Genomic DNA, 14,502 nt, shown 5'->3' on the forward strand with positions numbered 1-14,502 from the left:
GAGTTTGAGTTAAGACGTTTACTGACTGAAACGAGCCGCTGCGATTAAGACACTGGAACCGCAGCACAATGAAGCTCAACCGATTGAGTAAACAGTTGGCCTAATGTGTTGTCTGGATCGGTATCGACAGGTAAAGACATTGCATAGCTCATTTGTTCAGGCGTCGGGTTGGGCTCGATTAATTCCAACTGACATTGTCTCGCTAGTTCAGGTGACAAGGTCACGTCGCTATTCGATAACCACGACATGTCGACGAAGTAACTAGGGTCAAAAATGAGTACGCGGAGCGAGTCTCGTGTCACGGATTTTGGCTTAGACAGCGGTAGGTCAAATGTTAGAACCATTTTGGCTTTGTCACGCTCAAATTTGGCATGCTCAGCAACTTGATACTTAATTGGCTCTTCACCATCGTAGAAATACGTGAAGTAGTGCTCGTACATCATGTTCTCGATAACAGATGCAGCGAGATTTTTGTATGTCTCGACTTCGTTCTCGGGCGAGACATTTTCTCCATCCAACATATACATGGATGTCATGGCATCAAAAGACCATTCCATTGAAAGGCCAGTGATCATGCCGTTTTCGCCCTCGATGTGGGTTTTCATTTCAACCCAAGAGTGAGGATGGGCTTGTAGGGTCGGAGCAAAAGACAATAATGCCAACCAAAGAGGCAAACGCTTAATAGAACGCAAGCCTGTCGAGAAGCGGCTTGCATAGCGCGAAGAGAGCTGATTGAGTGCGTTGGTTAGAACAAATAGCTGTTTCATGAGAACGAATGGTTATTTAGTGTAATGTTATATTATAACAATTCGTGCATTTGTTCACTTCGAAAGAGAATAAGAAACACATTAAAAACAACATTGGTGACCACAATTCATTATTTGCTATTAGAAGAGAGGAAAAGAGAAGAGAAGAGAAAGGAGATTAGTTGGGGATGACAGGTGCAAAGCGTTCATAGCTATCCCAGTATTCTTATACTCACTATTTTTCTTTTATTTTCGTGTTGCCGTAGTCTTTACTCAACGCAACAAAACTCCCCACATGTTCTTAAAGATTGTGGGGCATGAAAGGAATGAATAATGAAACGACTTTCCCCTTTGACACTAATCGCGAGCCTAATTATGAGTTCAACTACGCTGGCTAGCGAAAGAGCCGACATGATGTTAACCAACGCGACGATTTATGGTCACGACAATGCCGATACGATCGTCATTAGTGATGGAAATATTATGTTTGTTGGTAAAGACGATGATGCTCGTAAATATCGAGCTAAAAATACCGAAATTATCGATCTAGAACAGGCCTATGTAATGCCCGGTTTTATTGATAACCATAACCATGTGTTTGAGGCAGCTTCTGAAGCGGGTGGCAACTGCGAATTGAGTATGGACGCTTCGCTTGAAGGTCAAATCCCCTATTTAGAGGCTTGCAGTAGAAATGACAAATCTAAAGGTTGGTTAATGGGCTATGGTTTTTCATTAGATGCCATTCTTAATGAAGACAATCGCCAGACACCGCTTGAAGTAATAGACCGAATTTTCCCTGTTCGTCCTGTTGTGATCATGGAGCAGACCTCGCACTCTATGTGGGTCAATTCTGCAGCGCTTAAACTTGCGGGCATCACGAAAGATACACCTGAACCTCAAGGTGGCAAGATTCTCAAAGATCCAGAGAGCGGTGAGCTTAACGGTATTTTATTTGATAATGCTGGCGATCTTGTGATGGAGATGGCTTGGAACAGTCTAGAAGGTCAGTTTAATCAAAGCTATGACGGATTAATGGCTGGCCTTGAAGAATCAGCGGCCAATGGCATTACAACGATTGGTGATGGTCGATTGTATTGGAAACGTGGCTGGTATGAAGTGTGGAAGCAAGCAGAAAAAGACGGCAATTTAACCGCTCGAGTCTCGCTTCGCCCATGGATTTATCCAACTGATTCAATGGAACCACAGTTGGCTTTTCTAAAGACAATTCAATCAAGTGATGCTTCGAACTTGCTATTGGTTGATCAGGTGAAAATGTACAGCGATGGAATTACGATCAACGGTACAGCGAAAACGCTAGCACCCTATCTAAACACTTACATTCCAGATGAGCCGTTCGGCATTAATTATATCCCACCTAACCAAATGAAAACGTGGTTGGATGCATTGGACAAAATTGGTTACAGCGCACACATACATGCAATTGGTGATGGGGCAGTTCGTGAGTCACTTAATGCAATTGAACATGCTCGCCAAAATGGCTCGGTAAAACCTTACACACTGACTCATGTTGAGCTTGTCGACCCAGATGATGTCACTCGTTTTGCTCAACTGGATGTCACAGCAGATTTTCAAGTCGGCTCTGAGTATGTGGTTGAGCACGACCATTCATGGGCTAAACTCTTTCTAGGGGCGAAGAGAACTCACGCATTGATGAATCTCAAAGCTATCTTTGATACAGGTGCGAACTTGACATTGAGCAGTGACTGGAACGTTCATGAGTTAAATCCGCTTGTTGGTATCGCTAACAGTATAAGAATGGGGAATACGGGACTGCCGAATATTGAGGCAGCAATCGATGCGTACACCATTAATGCCGCGACAAGCCTTGGAATAGAAAACGTTACAGGCTCTATTGATGTGGGTAAATCAGCTGATTTTGCTATTTTAGAGCAAGATATCACCCGCTTGTCAGTTGACGATATAGCAAATACAGAAATCCTAATGACAATATTACAAGGTGATATCGTTTTCGACGCAGAAGAATAACAAAACTAGGTGCAGGGCTTGCTCTGCACCATTTTTAATGGAGATCCATGTGCAAATAAAGCGTTTTTATATTGAGGTGGCAGTAAGGCAGTTGGTTTTAATTATATTGATTGTACCAATATTGTTTCGCTGTACTTTTGATAGCATGCGCCAGATGGACCAGAGTAACCAAGCAGCCATACTCACGGTAATCGGTCTGTTGATGGCGGCGGGTATTATTGGCATTTTTGAGGCGACCTATCAGAAAACACAACTGACTAGCCGGCTTCAACGCACGCTTGCCCATCTAACAAAACTACTACTGTTTATTGGTATTTCTGAACTCATCATTTTGGCCATCGCGGCTGTTGGAATTACGTCGACTGTGTGGGACGACCCTTTACTTTGGGCAATCTTCCCAATTTACGCATCTTTGTACGTATACGACTGGTGGGATGCTCTCATCGCCGCTTTAGTTTCCTCTTCTACTTTTACTTCTAAATCAGTAATTGCAGCAACTTCTCTTTCTGCTCAAGAGCTCAAGTCAGAAGATGGATCTCAAGTCGATTCAGAAAACATATCTAAACCTAAACCTAAACCTGAACTTGAAATCCAACCCCAAGGTGATCTTGAGGTTAAAAATAACTCTAAGTCTGCTAATTAAAGCTAAGCCCGAAAACTAGAATCAAGCCAAAAAATGAACTCAAGATATAGGTTTGTCTGAGAGTTGATGATGGGTTTTGAACGCTTCTACAATTTGGCTGCCATATGGAGACAGGGTTAATCCATTGCGCCAACACAACTCAATTCTTCGGTCGATACCGGCAGGTTCAAAGTCGCAGTGTAGGGCGACCAATTGGCCACTTTCAATGTGTGTGTTTACAAACTCTGCGGGCAAAAACGCAAAGCCTTTGTTGTGTTTTAACATAGCGATGAGTAGTTGAATATCAGAGAAAATACCATAGCTAGGGCTAAATCCATCACTGTTATTATCTCTATATTGTTCATTGTTGTTCGTCGTCTCTCCCCAAATTAACTCTCGGTATTGGCTTAAGTCATTACTGGTCACAATGGGTAATTTAGTGAGGGGATGATCAGGGCTGCACGCCAACACTTCTTTGTAATGACCTAACCGGCAGTACTCAAAATGCTGGTGATGAAGAGTATCGGATTCATGAGTAATGATGATGTCTACGTTGCCTTCGCTTAGATCTCGCATGAGTTGGTGCTGTTCTTCGCGATACACTTCGATACATAAATGGGACAGCTCTAACGTTAGCGCTAAAGGCTGAGTGAAGGCGAGGTCGGGAATATAGTTTTCAATCCCAATTCTAAGCACGGTAGATTCACCTTGCGAAATTATCTCAGCACTTTGAACTAACTTGGTAAGTTGGCTCATGGTATGTGTGAGATAAGGCAGCAAACGTTCTCCATCTTTGCTTAATGACATTTTATTGCCAGTTCGGTCAAAAAAGTTAACGCCAAGGTCAATTTCTAGATCAGAGATCCATTGGCTAACTTGGGGTTGTTTTTTTCCTAACTTACGGGCAGCAGCAGATATTGAACCTGTTTCAGCGGCCAACAACAGTGCTTTCAAGTGTAGTGAGTTCATAGGCTTACATTATTCCAACACGTACAAAATTAGGGTCCAATTTTGATTCCAGTAGTTACGCCACTATACGTACTTATCTCGAATTTATCACGTAAGGTCGACATTTCTAAGCCTACTTAGCGACCAAATTTATCGTTCCTATGATCAAAAAATTCACGTGATTGTGAAGTGCCTACGTATTGGGAAACATCATTTTGGTGAAGGGGAGATTGGCTTTTAGTTTTGGCTTCCTGCTACCACTCTAATCTGTAAATCTAATTTTTCACATGATAGTTATTGGCATATGCCAACAATGAGGCGTATGCTGAACTTCTGATCATCAATAACAGGAAGTTACCATGTTATACGCAGTACCTTGTCTTAATCTTCATGTCGGCAACCATTTTGCTCGTTCACCACAGATAGCGATTGTGGATGACCAACGACAAATAAAGCAGATGGTTCCTTTGGTTGAGTCCGATTCGTCTTGCAATAAAAAGAAGCAATGGATTTCAGTCCTCCGTTCTTACGACGTGCAGGCTGTCGTTGTCCGTCACATAGGAAAGAGGATGCTGGCGCACTTGTTCAATAACGATATTAGAGTGTTGGCAACAACAAGGAAGGTGGAAATCGGTGCTTTGGATTTTGATAATCTGCAAGAAGTGACCGATTTAGATTATGGTCGAGAGCCTCGCAACGTTTGTCACAGTAAAAAAGGGCAAAGTAAGAAAGGGTGTGGCAACAAAGAACACCAGAAAGATAGCGCGCTTTTTACGTCACAACCGAATCAACTAGGCGTTATACGAGGGTGTCGTAAATGACATTCCTACTAACACTATTAGGCTTCATTGGAATCGTTACGTTGATGGCGATCGGTGTGATTTTCTCACGCCAACCAATTAAAGGCAGTTGTGGAGGGTTGGCGCAGATAGATATTGAGCGTGAATGTAATTGCAAAGACGTATGTGAAGGGCAGAGTCGAAAGCTATATCAGATCTCTGAACCATCAAGTTAAGGCTCTTTCGGAGTCTCTCGACAAGTAACGTTAAAGCTTCGAATTATGAGCCTTGAATCACTAACGCGTGGCCGTTGACGATGCACTTGGCGACTTTGGCTCGTGCACGCTTGATGATGTTGCCGAACGTTTGGCGAGACACCTGCATTTGTTCAGCGGCTTCAAGTTGGCTCAGCCCTTCTTGATCAGCCAATCGCAGTGCTTCCAATTCTTCTAATAGCAATTCTTCTTTATGAAGCTCGTCCATAGGAACGCCATTAGGCTTAAAACAAGAGTAAGCCGCACGGGTACATAACTGGCGATGTTTTTTTGGTCGAGCCATATCAACCTCTAGGAATCTAAGGGTAAAGGAACAAGGGTAAGTATGAAGGTTTTCATTCCACACAATCATCGGCGCTGCCAAGTATGCAGTCAAGGCTTCTTTTCAGACAGCCCGATTTGCTTTGAAGCCGTTAGCGAGCACGAGGCTTTAGCTAAATATAAAACCAGGGCCAAGATTGTACCAACAGATAAAGCTGAGGGCTACGATGGCATCATGCAGGGGGGCATTGTTACTGCATTACATGACAGCGCGATGCTGCATTGCTTGTTTCAAAATAAGGTCACTGCTATGACGGTCAGCTTAACGTCTCGTTTCCATCATCCAATTTCGATTGGTCAAGAACTGGAAGTTCGCGCACGATGGGTCAAAAGCAGACGAAATATCTTTTTCTTAGAAAGCCAAATTACGCAGTGCGGAAAGTTGTGTTCATCGGCACAAAGCCAGTTTATGGCATCCCAGTAGTTATCGATCCGAGGTTTCCTATGCCGTTAGTTTGTTACGCCCATTCTTTTGCACAATAAATAGAGGTTTTCTATAGTTAAGGTAATAACTATTAAAGCTAGGGCAGCATTGAATTTATCATAAACTTTCTTCACTTCTGATCGCGCTGATGTGTGTCATTAGTCGAGCCTTCGTATTCAATTCATTGCTGTCTTCTTCCGGAGGGCTGCTGATGCACAAATTCTTCAAATTGACACTCCGATACAGTGTCACTTCAATCGTTTCTCTTTTTCTATTCTTCAGTGCTTTTGCTTCTTCTTCTCCCCTTAAAGTCGGTGTATACCCTTGTCCGCCTTTTGTAATTAGTTCTATGGAAGGTGAATGGAATGGCCTGAGTATCGAGCTTTGGGAGCAGATAGCGAAGGAAATGGAGGTTGAGTTTACGATAGAGACTCATCGCTTGGATGACTTACTCAATTCCATTGAAACAGAGCAAATCGACATCGGAGTATCCTGCATTTCAATCACTCCAGAACGTGAGTTGTTCGCTGACTTTTCCCACTCCTTTTACGAAACTCATCTCGCGATCGCCGTTAAGAAGCAAGGTTATCTTCACTCCCTACATTCCATATTCTTAAACCCCGCCTTATGGATAATCATTGGTGTCATCATCTTTATCTCCGGCTTAATAGGTGCGTTTTTTTACCTATTGGAACACGGAGAAAATGAAAAACTCTACTCGATGAAAAGCAGAACGGGTCGTTGGTTAGAAAGCTTCATATTGGGATTGCTGTTCATCACTCGAGGTCCATTCAATTACTTTGAGTTTAAGAGCTTAACTGGGCGAATTGCCACGGTGTTCATTGGCGTGTTGAGTATGTTGTTCATAGCCAGCATTACCGCCGTTTTAGCTAGCAAGCTCACGCTTAGCCAAGGGTCTTCGCAGATTAAAGGCATCAATGATCTTGCGAACGTGGAAGTTGGGGCAAAAGTCGCCACGACGTCTTCTTTGATGCTCACCAGTTTTGGTATTCGACACAAGAGTTATATCGATATGTCAAGACTGTTGGCGGCTTTAGAAGAAGGCGAAGTGGAAGCGATTGTCGCTGATGATGTGGTTCTCAAATATATGATCGGTAATGGCAGAACAAGCGGGCAATTTGAAGATCTGGAAGTGTTGCCTTACCAACTAGAAAAGCAAAATTATGGCTTTATCATTACGGAAAACAACGCGTACGAAGAAGAGATAAATCGTGCATTATTGAAGATTCGTGAGTCGCGAAAGTGGCGTAAAATCTTGGTCGACTATTTTGCGGATCAATAACCAACAACTGCACACTACAAAGCTTTATGGGTTCTTACTGCTACATTTCTGAACTAGAGGCTTTGTTCTTTTTGAAATATTTGAACGCTGTCCAAACGACATAAGCCGCAACGCCCACAATCAATGCAGAACGAAGGAGAATAGGCGCATCGTGCTCCAGTTGACTAGCATGCGGAACAATACTGGCAAACAATCGACTGGTGAAAAACAGCCCCATTACTAACATAATAATCTTATTCATGTGACCTGCCATTCAATTAGATGCGTTACCAGAACAAGGGATCGGTTAATCACACTCTCGTGAGGTTAAAGTTTGTTCTGTTCGAAATTAAAGAATGCGCTTCTCAAACGCGCCCGTCAACGCGATATCCGCCTAAAACCAGTAAGCTAAAGTTTCGTTTTTGGAAGTGGTTCTTTTCATTAATGGAGATATACGCAAAGGATTGAATGTGTGAGGAACAGTTGAACTTATTACGATGAATTTCAATTTCGCCAATTATTATTCTGATTTATGATCGCATGCAATCTAGGGGGGACAAATGTCCTCCTATTTATTTCTGAAGGCGCAATAAGATAAGTGCTACTAAAAAACAAATAATAAAGGACACTTTTATGGACCTATTCGCCCTACTTGATATCAATAATACCTTAGTCAACATCCCAATAGGGGATGGCTATGCCATGAGCTGGATTGAAGCTTTTGGCACTGTATTTGGCCTGTTGTGTATTTGGTTTGCAAGCCAAGAAAAAACCATTAACTACCTGTTCGGATTACTGAATGTCACCTTATTTGCGGTTATCTTTTTCCAAATTCAGTTATACGGATTGTTACTTCTTCAACTCTTTTTCTTCTGCGCCAATATTTACGGTTGGTACGCATGGACACGCCCTAATGAGCAAGGTGAAATGTTAGAAGTTCGCTGGTTGAGTCAAAATAAGCTGGTGGCAACAGCTGCAGCGTGTGCGGTTTCGATTGCATTGCTCACAATGTATATCGACCCATTCTTCTTTGCGTTGGCGAGCATCGCGGTTGATAGCCTGAATCTATTTGGTGCTGATTTTACGGAACCAGTACTTGAACCTGATGCCTTCCCATTCTGGGATGCAACGATGACCATTCTATCTATTGTTGCTCAAGTTCTTATGACACGTAAGTATGTTGAAAACTGGATACTTTGGATTGTGATTAACATTATCGGTGTTGGTATTTATGCGACGCAGGGCGTGTACGCAATGTCTGTTCAATATGCAATCTTAATGTTCATTGCGGCAAACGGTACTCGCGAGTGGGCACGCACAGCTAAACGAAACAGTGATAAATCGTTAACTCAAGCAACGGCTTCTTAGGAGTGAAGATGGCAAAGCAACCTCATATTGGCGTTGATGAAACGCAAATTGCTCCGTTAGTCATTGTTTGTGGTGAGCCTGATAGAGCGAATCGAATCGCGAGCTTGCTAGAAAATGCAGAGATGGTTTCTGAGAACCGCGAGTATCGAGTCTTCACTGGTACCTATCAAGGGAAGGCGATATCTGTTTGCAGCACCGGCATTGGCGCGCCTTCAATGATCATTGCCGTAGAAGAGCTTAAGTTTTGTGGTGTGACTCATATCGTCAGAGTAGGGTCTGCAGGTGCGATGCAGTCACAGATTGGGCTTGGTGAGCTAATTATTGCAGAGGGTGCGGTTCGCGATGAGGGTGGTTCTACCGCTTACGTTAAGCCGTCGTATCCCGCTTATGCAAGCTTCTCTCTGCTTAAAGAGCTAGACAAGTTTTTGCAGCAGCAAACAACACCTTACTATTTGGGCACGGTACGCTCACACGACAGTTTTTATACCGATGACGAACAGGCGCTTTGTCAGTACTGGAATGGTAAGGGCATTTTAGGTGCCGACATGGAAACATCCGCGCTGTTTACCGTGGGGCGCTTGAGAGGGCTTAACGTAGCTTCTATCTTGAACAATGTTGTCTTGTACGAACAAGATGTAAAGGAGGGCGTTGGGCAATATGTCGATGAGGCAGAGGCAATGATGCAAGGAGAGCGGCTCGCATCATTAGCGGCACTGGAAGCACTAATTACTCAATAAGAGCCTGAAGAAATACAAGACGAAAGCGATGGGAGGCCGTCGCTTTTTTATTGGGTTCTCTCCTGTGGTTTAAGTGGTTACAATCGTTTGAATATAAACAGCAGTAATGCAATGAGAGAGTAAGTATGAAGATTGCACCATACTCAAGCGGACGCTTTAAAAACTACTTAGAACAAAAAAGCTCTGAATTTAGAGATCTCATCTACCAACACCAAGTTAACTCTCGTTACTTCAATCAAAATGATGAAATTCTGCGTCAAGGTGAGCAACTTCAGTATCTTTATGTAGTGCCCGCTGGGAGAGTCTCTATGAGTATTTCTGCGGCTAATGGGCGACGCTTTCAATTGGGTGAGGTGAATTGCGATTACCATATATTTGGCGAGATGGAGTTCTTCACTCAAACGCCCTGCCAATGGAATGTCGTGGCAGATGAACACATGCAAGTTGATGTCATTTGCATTCAGAAACTAGCAGAAGCACTACATGAAAATCCGGAGATGATGTTCTTCTTTTCCTCTGCATTAGCGGAAGATTATCAAGACTCTATGGGCATTTACACTAACCGTCTTTTACACTCAATTACCTACAACATTGCCTACGACTTATTGGTTCAAAGCCAGACAAATACTGTGTTAGGCGGTTTCGATAAAGTGAATCAAGAAGCGGAACGTTTTGGCACATCGAGCAGAGTGTATCGAAGAGCGGTTAAAGACCTATTAGACAAAGGTTTCATTAGAAAAGGAGACCAAGGGTTGGAAATTGTCGACCAGCAAGCGCTCCGAGCCTTTATTGATTCGTATGAGTAAGAAAAAGAATGACTCAAGTTGAAAGGGAAATTTGAGTGAAATCAGAAAGGTAAGTGCAGAGCTGCTTCTCGATTCTAAGGCCCCGTATTATGAGGCCTTGTGTTTGTAACAAAATAAAGAGCGAGCGCCAGAAAGTAGTACCTATTTAGAAGGCAGTTGTTAGCTAAACTGAACTTGAATGTTGTGGCTCATTTTGTTCTTTAGCTCTTCTTCATACTGATCTAGCCACGCATACCGCTCACGATATAACTTACGTTTTTGGCGTTTCAGAGCCTCAAGGTCTTTCCTGTTTGGGTTGATCGGTAGACGATAAAAATAGTCATCGTGTACCTGTCCATCGTGCTCTTCCCATAAACTATCGTACTTAAGGCTGATGTCTTTGTTTTTCTTGCCGTAGCGTAATGAGTTCGACACATGGCCAGATTCTTTTACCGCATAGATATTTTCGATACCTAAGCTAATGGCTAACAGTCGTAGTGTTTCTACCATGAAGGATTTAGGTCTTAAACCGTAGAAAGCTTTTGTGAATGTACGGCTAAATCCATTGTCATTGGCTCCACCCTGAATACCACCGATGTAGATGCTGTTGTCGAAAACAGTGAACGAGATGCTATACATTTTTTCGAGTAGAGAATTGGTCAATGAAATTGTCAGTTCACCTTCTTTTCTCGCGTTTCGTTCAAAGCTGAGATTAACCAGATAAACGTTGTCATCTATCTCTAGTTTTAAAAGATTGAGTCTTTCATTATAGATTTGGTGTCTAGCTTCTGTTGCGAAGGTTTCTTCAAACCAGTCGTAGTGCTTGGATAAGATTTCTATCTTTTCTTTATTGCTAAAGCCAGTACATAAGTAGGGAGTTACAAATTTGGATAAGAAGTTAGGCTGTTTGATAAATAACAGCTTTCTCTCTTCAGAGTTGAAATTTTCACTCATTTTTCTAGTGGCTGAATAGTAAAACAGGGCTCGAATAGTAAACTTAATTATCGCCTTGTACTTACCCTTATTTTTATGGGTATTGGCTTCTATTCCCATGCGAACGACATTCATAATCACCTCAAAAAAGAAACGCCGCACCAACACATTAGTGTTGCGAACATTTCCCTGACTCTCATAACTAACAATGAAAATGATGATAGTGAAAAATGCGATTTGGGTATGTATGTATGGGTATGTATGACAATGTAATTAAGTCAGTTACTTAACGTTCAAATTTTGGGCGGCTTTTACGCTTAATGCGGATTGATAAATACAAAAAGTAACATTTACAAAACGATCGTGTAACAATTGACTGGCGAGTAGTATGCTTCCTAATTCCGAAGCTGAGTTTTATATGACTGATTTTTCGGAGTAAAGATACTTTTGAGGAATTAAACATGGCAGGAAGCATATCACCGCGCAGTTATGGTCGTTTTTTGCGATAGCGTTGACTACTTATTTTAAGAAAACCGTCCGGTCAAACGAAGTGGCGTCCACGGCGAGTCTTTCGTTTACTATCAATCATATCGCGGCAGTATTTCTGCCATTCTTATTGGGAGTGGTGTGGATGTCTGGCTATCAATGGGTGTTTGTTACAGGAGCTATTATTGCATTGCTGAGCTTTTTAATCTCGTTGACTATCGATACCAGATTGCATCAACGTATTAATGGAGTGACTGAATTGCAGAAAGAGGTCGCTTGAAAGGGTTAATCGGTATAAGCACTTGTATTAGTGAAGCGCTGTTTCTTAAATCAAAAATGCCACTACAAGGCTGCAGTGGCATTAGAAGAATAACAAACTATAACTCTAACAGTTTTGCCAATTCACGCTCTTCCATAAGCTCTTCAATGCGTTGACGAGTTTTGGGCGTTTCGGCTTGTGCTTTGGTTGACTTGCCTGCTTTTTTACTGCGGCTAGCTTTAACTTTTTCTTTGGTTATAGACATAGTAATCTTCCTTGGATTCTGCTTTGAGATCGTATTTACTCTAAGCGTTACATGACTCTTTTAGTGCTTTACCTGCTTTAAACGCAGGCGTTTTTGATGCTGAGATTTGAATCTCTTCTCCGGTTCGTGGGTTACGACCAGTGCGAGCAGCACGAGAATTAACTTTGAAACTACCGAAACCAAGGATGGCAACATCATCACCCTTAGCCAATGTATTAGAGATACCTTCAACAAGTGCGTTTAACGCTGAACCTGCTTGATCTTTTGAGATGTCTGCTGAAGTTGCGATGTGTTCAACCAACTGAGATTTGTTCATATTCTATATTCCTTATTGAGTACGACTGGCGCTTAACTTTAAGGCCAAGCTTGTTCTATCTTAGCAATAAGGGCTGAAATAGTGTTAACACCTAGGCAGGGTTTTGTAAAGTAATCAACAAGATTGAGCGTTAAATCATCTTTCAGTATAACCGAATGCAGTTCTTTAGCTATTGGTAATTTAAATGCTAGCTATCAAGCTAGTATGAGAAAGGTGAAAGTAATCTCTCATTTTTTGAGAAAGCTGATCATAATTCAGCATATCACTTGTCGGATAAATGAGAGAACAGAAACAAAAAAGCCCAGCGAATGTGCTGAGCTTTTGGTGTGTGTTTCTATTTTAGGACGAGACACTAAGTTAGTTAGGTAAGATCTACTTAGTAATAAAGATTTTCTCTGTTTCTAGTGACGTCATAGCGCGAACTTGGCGCCAAATGTAATAGAAAATACCTAACATCATCAGCATGCTAGGGATAGCTATGGCTGGGTAGCTGTATAGCGTGAGCTTACCCAACTCTTCATTAAAGGCTGCAGTGCCGGCAGGGCTTGTCACAATCCAAGTCGCTAGGAAATAGTTCATCGCAGAAGAGAAAGCAAAGGTACTTGCGAATAGGTAGTTCGATGTCATTAGACAACGATCAAACTTTGCTTGGTTACCGAACTGTCTTAAACGCTCTTCAATAAGAGAGATGTTTAACAGAGCTGGCGTAAAGATAACTTTTTGGATAAACGGGTAGCGAGTGAAGGTGGATCCAAGAACCGCTAAACCAATTAAGCCAGGAATTAATGCTTCTTTTAGCGCTAACCAACGAGTGTCTAGTTCGAAGAAGCCAATACCGCCCGTTAATAGTACGCTGACGAAGCCAAGCGCCGCGATGAAGTTGAACTTCTTGTTGCGGATTAACTCCATGCCACCGTAAGCAATAGGGAAGGCAAGGGCGACAAGTAATGCTAAGCCTGTTCCGAGATGCTCCTCTCCACTGAACTTCATTAAGATGAATGAAGGAAGAAGGACGTTAAATACGACTTCGAAAAGAGGACTCGATTTTTTGTTTTCTGTACTACTCATAATTTCTAAATACATTATGTTATGGATTTATTCTCAGGGATTGTTGTTTACCTCGCCCAAGATGTAAAGCCTTAACACGTCATGCTGTGTAACGACATGTGACATCAACGACATCTCTGAGCCTATCTCACGTTGAATTCAAGACTTTACGCATTCTAGTTCTGGATGCTTTTAGGTATTCCGACCGAACGAATCAAGCAACGTTTCATAATCAGGCTTGTTTGCCAAACTCTCAATGCTTATAAATGTCAGTATGTCTGCAAAGGGGGAAAGGTGTAAAAAATCGATGATGTTACGGTTGTTCACTTCATCAAACAATTCAGTATGTCGAAACTGGACGTAATCTAAAGCGACATGGAGATACAACGTGGCCAAGTTGTCGCTCAAAAGGGATTCTAGCCCTTGTTTTTTTATCTCTTGGTCAAGTTGCTCTAGGGCGGCAACCATACCTTCTTGCCCTCTATGGATAAGCGCATTGTCACTGTCTGCATAGCGAATCAATGCCGCGGTTCTAAACGCGATCTCCATTAACGTCTTTGCTGTTCCTAACGTTTGCATTTCATTGGCACGACTTAACGTTACCTGACGTAGCGTTTGAGGTTGGTACGTTTCAATTAGGTATTGGCAAATGCACAAGCTTTCCGTCAGTGCTGTTTCGTCTTCAAGTTTGAGTGCTGGAATTAAACAAAACGGATTGACGCTTTTTAGGTTGGCCGGGGAGCTCCATGGATCAACCCAAACAAAAGACAAAGGAGAGCAGCGTGATAGAAGCGCAGTTGCTGCGACTACACGTGAAAACGGGGAGGTTTCATTTAAGTAGAGTTGCATGATAATCCTTTATTGTATTCGTCAGATGAACTGAGGAAGTTAGCTTAGCTCTA

The 14,502-nt window shown here is 42.3% G+C and carries 18 protein-coding genes; 9 read left to right on the forward strand and 9 right to left on the reverse strand.

Annotation, left to right across the window (positions count from 1 at the left end; all coding sequences use genetic code 11):
* Positions 1-44: 44 nt before the first annotated feature.
* Entirely contained in the window at positions 45-767 is a 723-nt protein-coding gene (locus AC3CID_RS06705) for a DUF1007 family protein (RefSeq protein ID WP_488527139.1), read from the reverse strand.
* A gap of 312 nt (positions 768-1,079) precedes the next feature.
* Here AC3CID_RS06705 and AC3CID_RS06710 point away from each other — a divergent pair, with 312 nt between their 5' ends.
* Together AC3CID_RS06710 and AC3CID_RS06715 are read left to right on the forward strand one after the other, a co-directional pair.
* On the forward strand, positions 1,080-2,753 hold the full coding sequence (locus AC3CID_RS06710; protein WP_488527140.1) for an amidohydrolase: 1,674 nt from the start codon (positions 1,080-1,082) through the stop codon (positions 2,751-2,753).
* 154 nt (positions 2,754-2,907) lie between these two features.
* Positions 2,908-3,396, forward strand: a complete 489-nt coding sequence (locus AC3CID_RS06715; RefSeq protein ID WP_488527141.1) for a hypothetical protein — start codon at positions 2,908-2,910, stop codon at positions 3,394-3,396.
* Positions 3,397-3,435: 39 nt separating this feature from the next.
* Here AC3CID_RS06715 and AC3CID_RS06720 read toward each other — a convergent pair whose 3' ends face one another.
* Positions 3,436-4,344 (reverse strand): LysR family transcriptional regulator, encoded by a 909-nt coding sequence (locus tag AC3CID_RS06720; RefSeq protein ID WP_488527142.1) that lies wholly within the window; start codon positions 4,342-4,344, stop codon positions 3,436-3,438.
* 338 nt (positions 4,345-4,682) lie between these two features.
* On the opposite strand from AC3CID_RS06720, the gene AC3CID_RS06725 reads away from it, so the two are divergent.
* Both AC3CID_RS06725 and nqrM read left to right on the forward strand, forming a co-directional pair.
* Positions 4,683-5,144 carry a NifB/NifX family molybdenum-iron cluster-binding protein gene (locus AC3CID_RS06725; RefSeq protein ID WP_065205415.1) on the forward strand — a complete coding sequence of 154 codons (462 nt, stop codon included), beginning with the start codon at positions 4,683-4,685 and terminating at the stop codon, positions 5,142-5,144.
* A complete protein-coding gene (gene nqrM / locus AC3CID_RS06730) occupies positions 5,141-5,338 on the forward strand; it encodes a (Na+)-NQR maturation NqrM (RefSeq protein WP_171312602.1) in 198 nt (65 codons plus the stop codon). Before AC3CID_RS06725 ends, nqrM begins: the two co-directional genes overlap by 4 nt.
* A gap of 43 nt (positions 5,339-5,381) precedes the next feature.
* Here nqrM and AC3CID_RS06735 read toward each other — a convergent pair whose 3' ends face one another.
* On the reverse strand, positions 5,382-5,660 hold the full coding sequence (locus AC3CID_RS06735; protein ID WP_009846970.1) for a DUF134 domain-containing protein: 279 nt from the start codon (positions 5,658-5,660) through the stop codon (positions 5,382-5,384).
* A 42-nt stretch (positions 5,661-5,702) separates the two neighbouring features.
* On the opposite strand from AC3CID_RS06735, the gene AC3CID_RS06740 reads away from it, so the two are divergent.
* Both AC3CID_RS06740 and AC3CID_RS06745 read left to right on the forward strand, forming a co-directional pair.
* Positions 5,703-6,122, forward strand: coding sequence for a PaaI family thioesterase (locus AC3CID_RS06740; protein WP_488527143.1), 420 nt, complete (start codon positions 5,703-5,705; stop codon positions 6,120-6,122).
* Positions 6,123-6,333: 211 nt separating this feature from the next.
* Entirely contained in the window at positions 6,334-7,425 is a 1,092-nt protein-coding gene (locus AC3CID_RS06745) for a transporter substrate-binding domain-containing protein (RefSeq protein ID WP_488527144.1), read from the forward strand.
* Between the two features lie 40 nt (positions 7,426-7,465).
* Here the strand turns inward: AC3CID_RS06745 and AC3CID_RS06750 are convergent, their stop codons facing one another.
* A complete protein-coding gene (locus tag AC3CID_RS06750; protein WP_488527145.1) occupies positions 7,466-7,666 on the reverse strand; it encodes a hypothetical protein in 201 nt (66 codons plus the stop codon).
* 371 nt (positions 7,667-8,037) lie between these two features.
* Between AC3CID_RS06750 and pnuC the strand changes: the two genes are divergently transcribed.
* The 3 genes from pnuC (at position 8,038) to AC3CID_RS06765 (ending at position 10,315) form a co-directional block, all read left to right on the forward strand.
* Complete coding sequence (pnuC, locus tag AC3CID_RS06755; protein ID WP_488527146.1) at positions 8,038-8,772, forward strand: nicotinamide riboside transporter PnuC; 735 nt, start codon at positions 8,038-8,040, stop codon at positions 8,770-8,772.
* Positions 8,773-8,780: 8 nt separating this feature from the next.
* The gene (locus AC3CID_RS06760; protein ID WP_428783483.1) at positions 8,781-9,509 is read left to right on the forward strand and encodes a nucleoside phosphorylase; all 729 of its coding nucleotides are present in this window, start codon (positions 8,781-8,783) and stop codon (positions 9,507-9,509) included.
* A gap of 125 nt (positions 9,510-9,634) precedes the next feature.
* Positions 9,635-10,315, forward strand: coding sequence for a Crp/Fnr family transcriptional regulator (locus AC3CID_RS06765; protein WP_102537077.1), 681 nt, complete (start codon positions 9,635-9,637; stop codon positions 10,313-10,315).
* Positions 10,316-10,474: 159 nt separating this feature from the next.
* Here AC3CID_RS06765 and AC3CID_RS06770 read toward each other — a convergent pair whose 3' ends face one another.
* The 5 genes from AC3CID_RS06770 to AC3CID_RS06790 all read right to left on the reverse strand — a co-directional run bounded on the left by AC3CID_RS06770 (position 10,475) and on the right by AC3CID_RS06790 (position 14,449).
* Positions 10,475-11,362: a VirK/YbjX family protein gene (locus AC3CID_RS06770; protein WP_081008967.1), complete on the reverse strand. Its 888-nt coding sequence runs from the start codon at positions 11,360-11,362 to the stop codon at positions 10,475-10,477.
* 728 nt (positions 11,363-12,090) lie between these two features.
* On the reverse strand, positions 12,091-12,237 hold the full coding sequence (locus AC3CID_RS06775) for a hypothetical protein (protein WP_004734823.1): 147 nt from the start codon (positions 12,235-12,237) through the stop codon (positions 12,091-12,093).
* A gap of 40 nt (positions 12,238-12,277) precedes the next feature.
* The gene (locus AC3CID_RS06780; RefSeq protein ID WP_004734824.1) at positions 12,278-12,553 is read right to left on the reverse strand and encodes an HU family DNA-binding protein; all 276 of its coding nucleotides are present in this window, start codon (positions 12,551-12,553) and stop codon (positions 12,278-12,280) included.
* Positions 12,554-12,925: 372 nt separating this feature from the next.
* A complete protein-coding gene (locus AC3CID_RS06785; RefSeq protein ID WP_004734825.1) occupies positions 12,926-13,621 on the reverse strand; it encodes a VC0807 family protein in 696 nt (231 codons plus the stop codon).
* A 171-nt stretch (positions 13,622-13,792) separates the two neighbouring features.
* Positions 13,793-14,449, reverse strand: coding sequence for a glutathione S-transferase family protein (locus tag AC3CID_RS06790; protein WP_488527147.1), 657 nt, complete (start codon positions 14,447-14,449; stop codon positions 13,793-13,795).
* Positions 14,450-14,502: the final 53 nt, after the last annotated feature.

The sequence above is a fragment of the Vibrio sp. QJM3NY_21 genome, assembly GCF_057785975.1.

What these genes read in the sequence shown, in the direction of transcription:
- AC3CID_RS06705 (WP_488527139.1), bottom strand. Translation starts at nt 767, where the DNA reads ATGAAACAGCTATTTGTTCTAACCAACGCACTCAATCAGCTCTCTTCG.
- AC3CID_RS06710 (WP_488527140.1), top strand. Translation starts at nt 1,080, where the DNA reads ATGAAACGACTTTCCCCTTTGACACTAATCGCGAGCCTAATTATGAGT.
- AC3CID_RS06715 (WP_488527141.1), top strand. Translation starts at nt 2,908, where the DNA reads ATGGACCAGAGTAACCAAGCAGCCATACTCACGGTAATCGGTCTGTTG.
- AC3CID_RS06720 (WP_488527142.1), bottom strand. Translation starts at nt 4,344, where the DNA reads ATGAACTCACTACACTTGAAAGCACTGTTGTTGGCCGCTGAAACAGGT.
- AC3CID_RS06725 (WP_065205415.1), top strand. Translation starts at nt 4,683, where the DNA reads ATGTTATACGCAGTACCTTGTCTTAATCTTCATGTCGGCAACCATTTT.
- nqrM (WP_171312602.1), top strand. Translation starts at nt 5,141, where the DNA reads ATGACATTCCTACTAACACTATTAGGCTTCATTGGAATCGTTACGTTG.
- AC3CID_RS06735 (WP_009846970.1), bottom strand. Translation starts at nt 5,660, where the DNA reads ATGGCTCGACCAAAAAAACATCGCCAGTTATGTACCCGTGCGGCTTAC.
- AC3CID_RS06740 (WP_488527143.1), top strand. Translation starts at nt 5,703, where the DNA reads ATGAAGGTTTTCATTCCACACAATCATCGGCGCTGCCAAGTATGCAGT.
- AC3CID_RS06745 (WP_488527144.1), top strand. Translation starts at nt 6,334, where the DNA reads ATGCACAAATTCTTCAAATTGACACTCCGATACAGTGTCACTTCAATC.
- AC3CID_RS06750 (WP_488527145.1), bottom strand. Translation starts at nt 7,666, where the DNA reads ATGAATAAGATTATTATGTTAGTAATGGGGCTGTTTTTCACCAGTCGA.
- pnuC (WP_488527146.1), top strand. Translation starts at nt 8,038, where the DNA reads ATGGACCTATTCGCCCTACTTGATATCAATAATACCTTAGTCAACATC.
- AC3CID_RS06760 (WP_428783483.1), top strand. Translation starts at nt 8,781, where the DNA reads ATGGCAAAGCAACCTCATATTGGCGTTGATGAAACGCAAATTGCTCCG.
- AC3CID_RS06765 (WP_102537077.1), top strand. Translation starts at nt 9,635, where the DNA reads ATGAAGATTGCACCATACTCAAGCGGACGCTTTAAAAACTACTTAGAA.
- AC3CID_RS06770 (WP_081008967.1), bottom strand. Translation starts at nt 11,362, where the DNA reads ATGAATGTCGTTCGCATGGGAATAGAAGCCAATACCCATAAAAATAAG.
- AC3CID_RS06775 (WP_004734823.1), bottom strand. Translation starts at nt 12,237, where the DNA reads ATGTCTATAACCAAAGAAAAAGTTAAAGCTAGCCGCAGTAAAAAAGCA.
- AC3CID_RS06780 (WP_004734824.1), bottom strand. Translation starts at nt 12,553, where the DNA reads ATGAACAAATCTCAGTTGGTTGAACACATCGCAACTTCAGCAGACATC.
- AC3CID_RS06785 (WP_004734825.1), bottom strand. Translation starts at nt 13,621, where the DNA reads ATGAGTAGTACAGAAAACAAAAAATCGAGTCCTCTTTTCGAAGTCGTA.
- AC3CID_RS06790 (WP_488527147.1), bottom strand. Translation starts at nt 14,449, where the DNA reads ATGCAACTCTACTTAAATGAAACCTCCCCGTTTTCACGTGTAGTCGCA.